Annotated in this window: 11 protein-coding genes; 2 read left to right on the top strand and 9 right to left on the bottom strand. The window is 45.5% G+C overall.

From position 1 onward, the window contains the following. Positions 1-121 precede the first annotated feature (121 nt). Positions 122-487: a cupin domain-containing protein gene (locus NST83_RS01320; protein ID WP_137061219.1), complete on the top strand. Its 366-nt coding sequence runs from the start codon at positions 122-124 to the stop codon at positions 485-487. A 147-nt stretch (positions 488-634) separates the two neighbouring features. Here the strand turns inward: NST83_RS01320 and NST83_RS01315 are convergent, their stop codons facing one another. The 6 genes from NST83_RS01315 to NST83_RS01290 all read right to left on the bottom strand — a co-directional run bounded on the left by NST83_RS01315 (position 635) and on the right by NST83_RS01290 (position 9,087). Beyond that, the gene (locus NST83_RS01315; protein ID WP_342416291.1) at positions 635-4,375 is read right to left on the bottom strand and encodes an alpha-L-arabinofuranosidase C-terminal domain-containing protein; all 3,741 of its coding nucleotides are present in this window, start codon (positions 4,373-4,375) and stop codon (positions 635-637) included. 259 nt (positions 4,376-4,634) lie between these two features. Beyond that, complete coding sequence (locus NST83_RS01310) at positions 4,635-5,627, bottom strand: SPFH domain-containing protein (protein WP_342416290.1); 993 nt, start codon at positions 5,625-5,627, stop codon at positions 4,635-4,637. Between the two features lie 19 nt (positions 5,628-5,646). Then, positions 5,647-6,438 (bottom strand): TPM domain-containing protein, encoded by a 792-nt coding sequence (locus NST83_RS01305; RefSeq protein WP_137061217.1) that lies wholly within the window; start codon positions 6,436-6,438, stop codon positions 5,647-5,649. After that, positions 6,438-7,469 carry a TFIIB-type zinc ribbon-containing protein gene (locus NST83_RS01300; protein WP_342416289.1) on the bottom strand — a complete coding sequence of 344 codons (1,032 nt, stop codon included), beginning with the start codon at positions 7,467-7,469 and terminating at the stop codon, positions 6,438-6,440. Before NST83_RS01300 ends, NST83_RS01305 begins: the two co-directional genes overlap by 1 nt. A gap of 26 nt (positions 7,470-7,495) precedes the next feature. Further along, positions 7,496-8,152 (bottom strand): PspA/IM30 family protein, encoded by a 657-nt coding sequence (locus tag NST83_RS01295; RefSeq protein WP_342417848.1) that lies wholly within the window; start codon positions 8,150-8,152, stop codon positions 7,496-7,498. A gap of 356 nt (positions 8,153-8,508) precedes the next feature. Continuing rightward, positions 8,509-9,087, bottom strand: a complete 579-nt coding sequence (locus NST83_RS01290) for a TetR/AcrR family transcriptional regulator (protein WP_342416288.1) — start codon at positions 9,085-9,087, stop codon at positions 8,509-8,511. A gap of 232 nt (positions 9,088-9,319) precedes the next feature. Here NST83_RS01290 and NST83_RS01285 point away from each other — a divergent pair, with 232 nt between their 5' ends. Continuing rightward, on the top strand, positions 9,320-10,546 hold the full coding sequence (locus tag NST83_RS01285; protein WP_342416287.1) for an MFS transporter: 1,227 nt from the start codon (positions 9,320-9,322) through the stop codon (positions 10,544-10,546). A gap of 92 nt (positions 10,547-10,638) precedes the next feature. On the opposite strand, the gene NST83_RS01280 is transcribed toward NST83_RS01285, so the two are convergent. The 3 genes from NST83_RS01280 to NST83_RS01270 all read right to left on the bottom strand — a co-directional run bounded on the left by NST83_RS01280 (position 10,639) and on the right by NST83_RS01270 (position 14,011). Continuing rightward, on the bottom strand, positions 10,639-11,037 hold the full coding sequence (locus NST83_RS01280) for a DoxX family protein (protein ID WP_342417847.1): 399 nt from the start codon (positions 11,035-11,037) through the stop codon (positions 10,639-10,641). 71 nt (positions 11,038-11,108) lie between these two features. Next, complete coding sequence (locus NST83_RS01275) at positions 11,109-11,336, bottom strand: DUF896 domain-containing protein (RefSeq protein WP_342416286.1); 228 nt, start codon at positions 11,334-11,336, stop codon at positions 11,109-11,111. 335 nt (positions 11,337-11,671) lie between these two features. Continuing rightward, positions 11,672-14,011, bottom strand: a complete 2,340-nt coding sequence (locus tag NST83_RS01270) for an S-layer homology domain-containing protein (RefSeq protein ID WP_342416285.1) — start codon at positions 14,009-14,011, stop codon at positions 11,672-11,674. Between the last annotated feature and the right edge of the window lie 411 nt (positions 14,012-14,422).

Raw genomic sequence — 14,422 nt, 5'->3', positions numbered from 1 at the left:
CAATAAAACAGCGACAGTCCAGGACTTTATTTTCTTCTGACAACATTCTGACTGCATTATCTTCATAATACCTAAACCTCGTTAATGGTATAATGGAGGTAAAAGAATCGGAGGGATTAGTATCCATTACCAAGCTATTAACCTGAATGAGAAATTATCTAAGTTCAACGATCATTGGTCTCCGAAAGTTATTGGCGAAATGAATGACTATCAATTTAAGCTCGTCAAGATTGTTGGGGATTTTGTATGGCACGATCATCAAGATACCGACGAGGTGTTTATCGTGCTCGAAGGGGAGATGTTCATTGATTTCCGCGATGGTCAGGTGAAAATCTGCCAGGGCGAAATGTTTATTGTCCCAAGGGGAGTCGAGCACAAGCCTTTCGCCGAAAAGGAATGCCATATCATGCTGGTGGAGCCTAGAGGTTTAGTTAACACTGGCGGGACTGAGTCCGAATTAACGGCAGCCAATGATATTTGGATATAGCGTCTGCTAGAATAATGAACTCGTTTGATTACATCGTTAAAACCACGGGGGTCTAGGACTTTTTTAACACTAGTTTCACCCAAAGAAAACCCGCTCAGTGAGCGGGTTTTTCAAATTTTCTACACATGATTACGTGCCTCAGTTTGCCTATGCTTTAAGATCCAGCATCAGTACATTCACCGAATTAGCAGGTAATTGCAGAAGGATCGCGTTATTACTGAGCGAAACCTGCTGCTCAGTAGGCACAACCTTCTCATCATTCTTTTTATTCACATTAGGTACATGAACCAGAGAAGCATCGCCAGTTAATGTAATCAGCTTGGCGCTGGACTCCACACTCAATTCCTGAAGGTTCAACTGCATTGCCTTACCCACGTTATCGGCATTCACAAGCTTCACATATACATGCTCCGCATCTTTGGTCACCGAGTTGAACACATCTCTGTTGTAAGCCTCCAGCTTGTAGTCCAGCACTTTGCTGGTAGTCTCTCCGTCGGTGTAAGAGCAGATCAGGCTGTTGCCCGTTTCGCCACCGTAGTTCACCGTTATGGTGTAATCGGTATGATCAGCAAGCTCTTCATAGCTGGCCGCTCTCAGGTTGCCTGCCGCTGTACTGGAAGAGTAGTCACCTAAGGTATAGCCTTCCACCCCTTGCTTGTACACCTTCACGCCCGTTGCCTTGCCGCCATAGCCAACGGCATATTCGACCACGTCCTTTTTCTCTGCGGAAATATCCGTAAGACCCGCACCCACATAAAAACCGTCCGTGCCAGAAATGCGGGAAGCCACAACCTCCACCTTATAATCCGTCCATTGGTCGTCCAAAATGTACAGGCCGTTCAGACCGCTGGCTTGAGCTTGGAGGACAAGCCCCTTGCCTGCCTCCACCGTAGATCCCACGGAGCCCGGAATGACCTGCCAAGCTGGATTCAACTCCTGGGAAAAGTCCTGATCCAGCAGCACGCAACCATCCTTGTTGGACGTGACTGTCACACGCTTAACGATCACCTCGGCGTTGCCTGTCGCAATTTCGATTCCACCCTGCGGAATGAGGTCTATTGGCTTGCCGTTTTTGTAAGTGGAAAAAGAGGTCGCCAGTACTTTATTACCTAAATATTTAGCATACATTTGCTGTACATAGTAGTTTGGCGTAAACCACACCGTTTCGTCATCGAACCAGATGCAGTCCGGGGTCCATCTATAGGTTCCGTCCGTCAGCACCTTGTTGAACAAGGGCGCATAGGCAGCCAACAGAACGACATCGGCATTATTTTCGAAGCCCGTCATCACCGCTGCCTCTGCTACTGCACCTGCCAATGTATTTTTATCCGTGGACGCATACTCACCCACGAACACCTTGGACGTTTCCTTCCAGTCTATGCTGCCGTCTGCGTTATACGCTCTATAGTAATAATTATATCGGTCCGCGTTATGAAGCAGGTACTCGTTGGAACGGTAGTAGTGCTCATCTGCAATGGTGTCCATGTAATTTTTTTGCTTCTCATACCAGGTCACGGTTTCTTCGGTCACTTGGGCACCATCTGCAAAAGCGACCTTAGCCGAACCGGTGATATTACCGCTCAGGAACTTCCAGCCCTGCTGATATGCATCGTCGTCTGCTTGAGCGCCAACCGTGGAGATGATATGCAGCTCATAGCCTGGATAGTTTTCCTCCATGTACGCATCAATAGACGTTTTGAACACTTCAAAGTTGGCAAAGAACTCGACGCCCCAATTTTCGTTCCCTACACCCAGATAGTGCAGATCGAACGGAGCTGCATGGCCCATTTTTTTACGCATGGCGGCCCATTCATTGTTCTCGAAATCCACATTAATCGCAAAGTCGATCAGGTCTGTGAAGTTCTTGATATAGTACTCTCTTAATGCGCCTCCAGCCGGATGAGCATAATCGGAACGAGCTTGGCAGAGAACGCCGCAGGCCATAACCGGAAGCGGAGCTGCATTCAGATCTTCGGCCAACTGGAAATACTCCATATAACCAAGGCCCATGGTCATCATATAGCCCCATACATTAAAGTTTTCCTTGCGCAGCTCGATATCACCAATAGATTCCTTCCAGTCGTATACGTTTTCCCAAATAAACGAACCTTCAGAGATACAACCGCCCGGAAAACGCAGGAACTTTGGATGCATATCGACCAGCGCGTTCACCAGATCTTTTCTCAGTCTATAGTTGGGATTCCCTTGGAAGTTGGCGTGTGCCGATGAGGATCGCGTCTCCTCCCCTGCACCCCACACATCCTGTGGGAACAAGGAAACCATATCCATCGAAATGTCCCCGTCAAACGTCAGCGCCAGTTGCCCCAGCACCGTAGCCGTGCCTGTCAGCACAAGCCTGGAATCTATGCCGTACTTCTTCCACGTGTTGCCGCCTTCCACCTGTACATTTACCGAATCACTAATCCCCTTCTCATTCGCATCTTGCAGTTGTAACGTGATCGTGCCTGCCGACTCGGCCTTCGCCCAGATGGTGAAATCATACTTGTCACCCGCTTGGATAGACATGGCGCAATTCTGGTTAGAATCCGAAAAGCCCTTATTCCGAATAGTCGCACCATCCGCTACCGTCACATAATAAGAGTTCACATCTTTGTCTTTAGCACCTAAAAATTCATTTAATCCGCCGCTATTTTGCGGAGTCATCTTGTCCGTATCACCAGACCAGGCAAACAAAGGGTTACGGTTACGCCCCGTAGAGCAGCCGCATTCACCGGAAGCATGGGAATAGGTATCAAACACGAAGGACTCGAAGGAACGATTCTGAACAAGCTCCGCATAAATTCCGCCATCCGCTGCATTATTGATATCTTCGTAGAACAAGCCGTACATCACTTCACTGATATCCATGACTTCCCTATTTCCATGAATGGTCATAGTGTAAGGAGGTAGCTGTTCTGGAAGGACGGATACTTCAAAGCTTTTTTCAATACGGCTTAGGCCCTTCGTCAAAAAGGCTGTAATGGTCACCCCCTGTGCGGAGGTAATTGCCTGAACCTGACCGTTGTCAGAGAGTGTCTCAGGATGGCTGGATTTCCAGGTCACTTCTACTCTACCACCCATGAGGACCGTTGGCAGGGACAAGTCCTTGGTTACAATCGTCGTTGGGAAGGACAAATATTTATCTTTGGCGAGCTTCACAACCTCTTCGTCTGTCAATGACTCGCACATGACTTCAATGACTTCGTCTGCTGATAAACCCGCTTTGTACACGCGAAAGTCCGATAGGAAACCGGAAAAATCCACATCCGCTGCATGCTGGGAACGACCGATAAAATTGTTGCTGTAGTTGGACGAATCTGTAAACGTCTCAAACCATCTGCGCAGCTTGGCATAGTTGCCGCTGGAGGTTTGGCTGATGGAGCCATCCGCTACGACCTCGCCGTTCACATACACAACCGGACCCGCACTGCTTAATGTACCGCCTTTTGTACCGAACACGGACATGGCTATGTGCATCCACTCATCTCGCACAAAGCCTCTCCCCGGATCTACAGCCAGATCTGCCTCGGCGAAAAGAGTCCCGCGCAGATTCCGTGTCATGAACATATAGGGCCCTGTATGGGCTTTGCCAAAGTCAAAAACACGTTCCCACATATCAATGAATTTGCCGAAGCTTACCCAAGCAGTCACCGTGACACCCGTGTTATCGCTTACATCTTTAAGCAGATCAGAAGGAAGCTGTATATAGGATGTACCATTAGGACCTCCCTCTAGCGTTAAAGCCATTCTGCCGCTGGCATTGGAGATTGTTGGTGCTACTGTGCCGGAAGCAACCCCGTCATTACCTTGCCCTGAGCTATCTTTGCCGACGTTCCCCGCATCATCAAACTTGTACTGCGCAATGATTTGATCTTGGAATTTGGTCATCTTCGTTGCTCCTATACATATATTTTGTTAATGTAATAACTAATTATTAATATAAATATATACTATGTAACTATAGTACCTTATCCTGCCCACATGTTTCAATCCTTTATTGTGACAAAAAAACCGCTCAATGAGCGGTTTTTCAGATGGGCAATCCTTGCTAGAGTGAATTTTTCACTCCATTGATGAATTGCTTTCTTTAATTCCAAATGCAATCCAACGACCATCTATTTGTTGGCCGACCTCATGGGCTACACGTTCAAAGTTTCTGACCACAATTCGGACAGAAGTTAGCTCCTTCGTTTTTCACGCCACAGTTAGGGCAGAAATTGGGCTTTTTGTGGTCTCCATCAGGAGAGGGAGCAGCAGAGTCCGGTTGAGGCTCGGCCGAAGGCTTTGGGTTGGAGTTGGGGTTCAAATTTTTCATCATTTCATTCGCTATATTCATCCCCATCATCATACCCGCCATGTCCGAAGCAGCGCCGCCGCCTTTTACGTTGCCAGATGCAATACCGTCCGCCATTGTGACCTGTTGATACTTTTGCAAATTACCGATCATTTCATGAGAAGCCGTCTTCGTAATCATATCCTGAATTTCTTGAGGATAATTGAAGCTCATCACGTGAAAGCCTGTAATCGTCATCCCGTTGTCCATCACTTGCATATCCAGATCCTCTTGAATGCCTTTGGAAATATCGGAAGCATTCGCTTGCAGGTTAAACATGTCCTTCCCTTCTCTGCTGATCCACTTCATTAACAACTGATCCAGCACAGAAGTAATCCGGATTTTAACATCCTCCACCAGATAACTATCTTTCATCCCGGCAATCTTATCGATGAGCGTAACATAATCATCTACTTTAAAATTAAACGTGCCGTTGGCACGGATAGGCATCCCGCCCGGAAGCTGGGGAGTCGGGATCAACACCGGATTCTGCGTCCCCCATTTGACGGTAAACTCCTTCGTATTAACGAATAAAACCTCTACCCTCATGCCACTGTTAAAGCCAAATTTGAACCCTTTTAATGTGGACAGAAACGGGATAATCTCAGAATCTATATTGTAAGATCCTTCATTCTCGAAAATCCCTTCGATCTTGCCGTTATTTACGAAAATCGCGTCTTGGCCGGAGCGGATCATTAACTTGCTTCCTTTTTTAATCTCCCGGTTGCTCCATTTCCAAAAAATCATATCATCTCTAAATTCTTCCCACTCTACCACATTCGCAAATTGGTTTCTGAAGAATCCCATTTTGTTCCCATCCCCTCAGTTAAAATGAACCTCTGCTACCGCTATGCGAATGACCGCCACTGGTGGTTCCGCCCCCGCTTGAGCCGCTGCTACTGCTACTCTTTTCGATCTTACGTTTCGTTGTTGTGGTGTGGAGGTATTGATCCCGATGCTCCAAAATCCCCGAAGTGCTGGCATCCTCATAGGTCTGCCGATTGACTGTAACACGGCCGCCGGAATTGGAAACCATCTTCCCCACGATAATCCCCGCCAATACCAGTGAAGCCACCAATTGAAACGCAATACTATAAAATATACTGTCCGGGTTCACCCCTGGTCGGATTCCCAAATACCTGTGCGCACTTAAAATATATTTTTGGAATGCAAGCTCATAGTTACTGCTCGTCAAGTACGGGCTAATTTCGTCACGTATTTTATCCAGTCTGTCGTCATCCAGATACCGCTCTGCTTTGTAAAATCCGGCCAAATAAATCTCTCTATTTCGCATGTCCAGCGTTAAAATAACCGCATTTCCATGAGACCTGTCATATCCAGGTCCATGATCATCATAAAAGTCCTGCGTCATTTTCATAACATCCATATTGTCGGGGTTACTGGAGGTAAAAATAATAATATCCGTCTCTCTTTCAGCCCCGTATTGGTTAGCCATCGTGTTCAGCTCATCATACTCTGTCTGATTAAGCAGACCCGCTTCATCATAAATCAATGGTTTCCATTCCGTTGTAGCCGCTTCGGCCTTTATTTCCACAGGAATGGCTAGAAAAGCAGCGAAGAAAAACAAGATTGCCAGGATCAGTCCAACCCTTTTCATTAAAACATCCCCCCCATAATCACCCAAGTGATTAGCTTCAATGAAAGGAAAGAGACACCGGAAATGCCTGCAAACCAGGCAGTCACTTTGAGCTTGCTAATTGGAGGCTTGCCGACTACCTTGCCCGTCTGACCGTTCATGGCAAACGTATGCTCCAATCGATTGTAGTCATAGTGTATGACCCATACCGGGAGCAGGACGTAATCAGCTTGTTTTAATGTGGTATCAATTTGCTTATCCGTATAGTCCACAGCAGTATACTCTGACACCGATGACTGAATATAAGCATCAATATATTCCTTCACTTTTTCTTTCACTCGCGGGAAAAGCTCCTCGTCGTTATAACTGTATTTCTCCGCAATGTAGCCGGCGAGATACGGAGTTTTAAAGCTTTTTAGCTGATCGTATGGAAAAGGCTCCAATTTATCCATCAGCTCGTCGTTCATTTTCTCCGCGGCATCAATCGGAACCTTCACGTAATTGAGACGAATTTTCCGGTATACATCAAAATGCTGCGTTTCCGTATACTCGTAGTCCCCACTCGTATAGGTTCTCACTTTTTTGCCCTGACCCTGAACCTCAATTTTATTATGTAATTCATACAACCAAAAAGGCACATACATCCCGGTGATTCCCTTGATTCGGTCTGCTGTCATGAACCGATTCGGCGTCAGACGGCCATTCTTGCACCATTTTCGGAAAGCTTGCATAGCTTCTTCCTTACTGATCGAAAAAGGAATGACCTGCGCGGGAGCCAGCTCCCCTGTCAGTCGATCGCCGAGCACAACCGCTGAACCGCAAAAACTGCAAACCGTGGCGCTTGTCTCCATTTCAGTCATAATGACTGCTCCGCAGCTGGTGCAATGATACTCCTGGGCCTCGTCTTCTAGAAAAACTTGATTCGTCAGAGGATCAGGGAAATACTCGATATTGTCCTTTCTTCCGCAACTATGACAGGATAACATTCCTGTTTCACTGTCAAAGACCATGCCACTGCCGCAGTTTGGGCATTTGTATTCGATAACCGGCATCTGCTCACCTCTATCATAAAGAACTGTTATTTCCGATCTTTCAGTTTTTCTTTGATTGCAGCCAATTCGTCCTCTGCACTCGTGCTTTTCTCATATTGTGCGAATAAATCATCCAGATCGTCCTGCGTCCCTGCTCTAAGCTCGGCTATAGCCATTGCTTCATCATAAGCCCGATTAACCTTCTCTTCCATAGCTTCGAATACGGAATCCTGACCGCCCATGGCGTTCAATGATTGCTGTACTTTGGCAACCGCCATTTTCCCTTTTAGATTGATGCGCCGTGCTTCCAATTGGTTCATATCGGACACCAGTTTATCCTGCATTTGTTTCATACTTGCGGCGTTTGATGAAGCCAAGTCATAAGCGGTTTCGAATTGTCCCCGTTTCTCCACCTGCGTTACCTTTCTCTCCAGAAACTTTCGAGCGTTCTCGTCATTGCCAGCTTCCACTGCCTTCATAGCATAATGCTGGAGCTTTTTGATCTCCGCTCTGCATTCATCCAAAGCTCTTTTCGCTCTTCTCTCATCCGCCAACACCGAAGCGGTTTCCGCTTTCACTCTGCCCAGGTCAATGTTCAGGTTCTGCATGTAATCGTCAATTGTCTTCTCCGGATCTTCCACCTTGTCTAATAAGGCGTTAACATTCATTTTCATAATATCCCTAAATCTCGACAGAATCCCCATCATGGTCTCCCTTCGAAAAGACTGCATTCCTACCATATAATACATCAAATTCGGAAAAAAGGGTTCAATTCCCTGACATTTGAGTATTTGACCTACAGTCCATTTACAATCTAGCTCATGAAACAGAAAAAGCCCGCTCTCTGAGTGGGCTAATCAATTGGAGAGGAGTCTATCCTTCCGCATTATAATTCTTCATAAGCTTTGGGGTCCTGCCCCCATATCCGTCCTCACTGCTGAACTTCGAAATCACATTCATTTCCTCTTCCGACAACTCAAAATCAAAAATCTCCAAATTCTGAGTTTGGTGCTTTAAAGAAGAGGCCTTGGGACATCCTCTTTGTTTCTTTAATCCTGATTCAGTACGAGCGAATTCCTTCGAACGCATTCATTACTAATTGTCGCACATAGGAATCGTCTAATGGATCACCAGTTACCAGCAATCGATAAAAAATCGGTCCGTAAATGAGATCTATACTTAATTCAATATCGAGATTTTTCTTCAATTCCCCGCGCTCCATCCCCCGCTCCAAAAGGAGCCTGGCTTCGAGTCGCCGAGGATGGAAATATCGGGTTCGATATGCCTCCGATAATCCTGAATCAAGCTGCCCCTCACCTATTAACTCTGTAATGATTTTACCCTCTCGACTTATTAAGAACCTTACTAAATTCGTGGCATGAATGAGAATATCATCTAGTACAGAACCCGTGTCGGGCACGGGCAATCTCGCTATGGTAGCTGATAAAAAACCATCCATCACCACGGCAGCCTTGTTAGGCCACCATTTATAAATGGTCGCTTTGCTAACTTTGGCTCGCTCGGCAATTTTTTCTACCGTAACTGCCCCAAAGCCATGCTCCAACAGTAGATCATAGGAAGCGTTAAGGATAGACTTTTGCGTCTCGACATTACGCGGACGTCCTCTTTTACTCTGCACTGGAATCCCCCCTTCCTCCATAGATGTAAGTAAACAAAAAATAAACTGTACGTTCAGTATATCAAATATTGAGAAAAAATAAAACGAATTTACCTATTTACAAAACCAAACGTTCAGTATATTATTTGATTATCAAATTAATGAACTATACGTTCAGTATTTATTTTCTCTGGTAGCACTGAAATAATGAGTGTTGTTGCACAATTACTAAACAATTATGAGGAGGATTATCATGCAAAGAGAACAACAAGCCATAGAAAGTAACCGTATTTCAAATGGGATGATGTTTCTGTTGGCGGCCGCATGCGGCCTTATCGTTGCCAATCTTTATTATGCTCAAACCCTGGTAGGCCCTATCCATGTTGCTATGGGCCTTTCTTCCACAGCAGCGGGCTTTATTGTCACTTTAACTCAAATCGGTTATGTTGTGGGATTACTGTTTATCGTACCGCTCAGTGACATTATTGAAAATCGACGCCTCATGGTCGTATCGTTAGTGATTACAGTCGGTGCATTGCTCGCAGCCGCATTCGCCCCCAATGCACCGTTGTTCCTGACCGCATCTCTGTTCATTGGAATTGGATCGGTGGTAGCCCAAATACTGGTGCCATATGCCACGTACTTAGCATCTGAAGAGCAGCGCGGCCGCGTTGTCGGGAATGTAATGAGCGGACTGTTGCTAGGCATTATGTTCGCACGACCAGTGGCAAGCTTTATAACCAGCATCTGGGGATGGCAAGCCATATTTATTTTGTCAGCGATTGTTGTGACGCTGTTGACGATTTTGCTCTCGCGAGTTCTTCCTGAACGCAAGCCTGCGCCTACGGTATCTTACGGAAAATTAATTTTCTCTCTAGGCACTCTTTTAAAACAAACACCCGTATTACGCCGCCGCGCCCTATATCAAGCCTGTCTATTTGGAGCCTTCAGCCTATTCTGGACTGTCGTTCCTCTACGATTAGCGGATGATTTCGGAATGTCCCAGCAAGGTATTGCATTGTTTGCTTTAGTAGGCGTGGGCGGTGCAGTAGCAGCTCCGATAGCCGGAAGATGGGCTGATAAAGGCTGGAGCAAATTCTTAACCGGGCTAGCCATGATCATTGCCGCCTTGTCTTTTTTACTAATCTATCTTGTTCAAAACCATTCGACAATTGCTCTTATACTGCTCTTTCTTTCAGCGATTACACTAGATATGGCCGTATCGGGAAATCTTGTACTTGGGCAGCGTGTGATTTATTCCTTGGGAAGTGAAGCGAGGGGGCGTCTAAACGGACTCTTCATGTCTATTTTTTTCGTAGGCGGTGCCATTGGATCATCTATAGGCGGTTGGTCTTATGCGCAAGGAGGTTGGAATTTCAGTGCTCTGATTGGAGTCGCGCTGCCGCTGCTAGCTTTGCTTTACTTTTTAACTGAGAAAGAAACGAATGAAGACGCACGAAAAAAAACTTCGACACAATAACCATACAACAAAAAGTTAACCCCTGTTCGTCTGAGTAGTTAAAGATACACAGGACGAATAGGGGTTGTTGTGTTCTAAAGGTTCATAGTCTTTTATTTAAGTATTGCATCGATGGAATATGAGCCTGCCCCTGTCAATGCGATACCGACTACGACTGCAATCAGAACTAGCGGATATTCATAGCCATTAGCTGTTGCCCAAATCCCGTTTTGGCCGTGTACTTTGAAAATCGCCCCAAGCATAGTCAGGGTAATGAACAATGCAGCCAATGGAGTGAGTAATCCCAAAGCAAATAGGGCTCCTCCCAGCAATTCCATCAACCCAGCAGATACGGCCATGAATACTCCGGGTTTAATTCCGACCGATTCCATCCAACCGCCAGTACCTTTTGGACCATAGCCTCCAAACCAGCCAAAAAGCTTCTGAGCTCCGTGCCCGACCAACAACAATCCAACCACCAAACGTACCAGTAACAATCCACTTGCCAACATAAAAATCACTCACTCTCCATGTCATATTTATTTTAAGATTATTTAATTAAAGATATTGGATAAAATTAAGTTCATTGCTGTACTATTTGAGCCTGTTCTTTTTTTAGTTTTTCAGGAGTAATATCGTCTCCATGCGGATCATAAATAGTAGCATTCAGGAGAATGCTTTTTATAGAACCCCGGAATATTTGAAGGTATTCTTTGCGAAGATCAGTTTGTTCAGTTTTTTCAATTTCAGTTAACCCGACTTCTTTTGATTTTTGAGCAAGCTGATTAATTCTTTTTAAAATTGCAATCATATCTTTACCTCCATATTTAATATTTTCTTGATTGGTTATATCTTTAATTTATTTATCTTGATATAAAGATATAATACTTTTCTATCCGTGTCAATACTTATTCAAAAGAAGAGAAGATAAAGCATTGGTTTGCTTTCAGAGATAAAATCCACCGCCGCAATACTTAGCTTATTTAGGGAGGTGGTATGGACCCAATCCATTTATGAGGTATTATAGGCAACATCATATCAGCAGCTAAAACAAAAGGTTATCCTGCAACAGTCCTTTCCAACTGTTTCAGGATAACCTTTGACATATAGCTCCGCTGTTACATATGAATTATATCAGGTAAGACATTAGTCCAAGGAACCCACGAGATTCTTAACTTGTGGATGAAGGCTCAATGCATTCAGAATAATTGTTAGAGCCTCAGCGCGAGTGGCATTGCCCTGTGGATCAAATACGCCATCGCTCTTGCCAGTGATAATACCCGCTTCTGCGACATCCTTAATTGCGTTCGTTGCATAGGAGCTTGCACTCGATAAATCTGTAAAGTTACCTTTGGAATCATCTTTATTCACACTACTCAAATTCACAATACGGGATAGGATGATAACTATTTCTTCACGGCTAATCGTTTGGTTCGGTTTGAAGGTTCCGTCGCCATATCCACCAATTACTCCCGCGCTGGCGAGCTTCTCAATAGCTCCCTTAGCCCAGTGACTGCTGATATCGCTCATAGCTGCGGAATGGTCAGCATCGCCGCTAATATCGAATACGCGAGAGACAAGCATTGCGAACTCCGCACGTGTAATATTACCATTAGGCTTGAACTGTCCATTCTCATAACCTTTGATAAACTGCAATTTCACGAACGTATTGATCGCCTTTTCAGCCCAGTGCCCTTTAATATCAGCTAATTCAGTCTTAACATTTGCTTGCTTTGCTTCCGCTACCTTGGACTCAATAGCCTTAACTGAGCTTGCTACATTGACAATGCTGCTCTTGAATACATCAACAGTAGGCTGCGCAGGTTCAGGAGTTGGTGCCGGAGCAGGCGACGTGGTCTGTGTTGGCGATATAGTCGATGTAGAAGACTCAGATGATGTATCCGTTACTGATTTATCTCTGTTTCTGGATGGCGCTGTTGGCGTGACTTCCTTGGAGACAGTGGAAGCTGCACTGCTACCTGCACCATTTTCAGCTTTCACCGTAAACGTATACGTGGTGTCATTTGACAGCCCCGTTACCGTGATCGGACTTGCCGTCCCTATTGTGGTAATATTCCCTGGTGAGGCTGTGACCTCGTAGCGTGTTATTGGGCTTCCTCCATTTTCGACAGGGGTATTGAAGCTAACGGTCGCTTGTTTATCACCTGCTGTCACAGTTACATCCGTTGGCGATGACGGCACGGTTTTGGGCGTTTCGCTCACTTCATTGGAAGCAGTGCTTTCTCCTGCTGGATTCGTTGCTTGGACGACAAAATAGTATGTGGTGCCATTCGCCAATCCTGTTACATCATAGCTGTATACCGAGCCACTTACCGTGGTTTCTTCTGCCCCATAAGCCCCGGAAGTCGTACTTTTGAATATTTTGTACCCCGTGGAATCGATCATCGGATTCCAAGTTAAACTTACTCGCGAATCTCCCGCTGTGGCGGGCAGCAATACCGGCACTCCAGGTACTGAAACTTGAGGCGTTGCACTCGCTTCATTGGAGTTGTCGCTGTTGCCTCCTGCGTTGCTTGCCTTGATTACAAAATAATACGTCACACCGTTCGTTAAACCTGTTTCCGTGTAGCTATAAGTCGCCCCGCTCACGGTCGCAACCGGAGTTGACTCGTAGGACCCCAATGTTGTTCCCTTGTAAACATCGTAGGTGACAGCTCCGGCAACACTGTTCCAGCTTAACGCTACTTGTCTGTTACTGGCTGTCGCTGTGAGTCCTGTTGGTGCCGCAGGCGGGTTCATATGTGGCTTTGCGCTCACTTCATTCGAGAAAGAGCTTTCCCCGTGTTCGTTATTAGACTTAACCGCAAAGTAATAAGTTGTACCATTGGTCAGCCCTGTTACTGTTGCAGTTGTGCCGTTGACTGTCGCTACCGGAGCTGCATCGTATATACCTGGCGATGTTCCTTGATACACTTTATAGCTCGTTGCATTCAACCCGCTGCTCCAGTTTAACGTTACTTGCTCATCACTTGCTGTAGCTGCGACGTCGGTTGGCGCCCCCAGCGAGGTATTGTATAGTTGGAATTCTGTAATGTCAGGAAAAAAAGACCACGAATTAATCGTAACCTTCACATATCTTGCACTGACAACTTGAGGCAATGTTTTATTGATAGTTACACTAGTATTTCCAGATACTGTATCCAATACAGTCCAAGTTGAATCATCATTGCTTGTTTCTAATGTGATCGCACTGTTGTACCGATCTGACAATGTCTGTACCATATAACTATTAAATTGTGTTACCGAGCCTAAGTCAACCTTGAGCCAAGGAGAACCGCTTGCGGTTGATGGTCCCCACTCACTACGTGGATTCCCGTCGACTGCATAACTTGGAAGAGAACCGAACCATATACTGCTAGCTGTTGCAGTTTTATTTAACGCCAAGTTAGTAGCGGCTGCATGTACAGGGGTCACTCCTGCAATAAGAAATAATACCAATAACGAAGAAATACACCGTCTAATCATCTGCTACTTTCACTCGCCTCTCGTTATATTCGATGATGAAGTTCATACGAGTTTCAATCGTCTCTCAACGCTTCTGCTACAACTCCAATAATCTTCTATATCTTTCCTGCGCTATTTACCGTCGCTACTTACGTGTTGCTGCTCGTCCTGATTATAAATCGTGACTGAAACGCTCGATTTACCAGAACTCCGAACAGTATCGCTTGATTCACTCGCCCATATTGCCTCTCCCTCCCCATTGCAATAACATTCTATCAAACCGTTCTCACAAAATTCTCACAAAACCGCGAATGCTGTCGAAAAAACAAAAAAGAGACTATCCCCTAATAGATTGTTCAACTGGGAATAATCACTTTCTTATTAATCCAGTATTCAGTTTTCGGTAAAAACGGTTGGACAAGAAAAACTTTG

This window comes from Paenibacillus sp. FSL R10-2782 (assembly GCF_038592985.1).
Classification (GTDB): Bacteria; Bacillota; Bacilli; order Paenibacillales; family Paenibacillaceae; genus Paenibacillus; species Paenibacillus terrae_C.
Note: the sequence above shows the minus strand (reverse complement) of the source record. Positions and strands in the feature narration are given on the sequence as shown.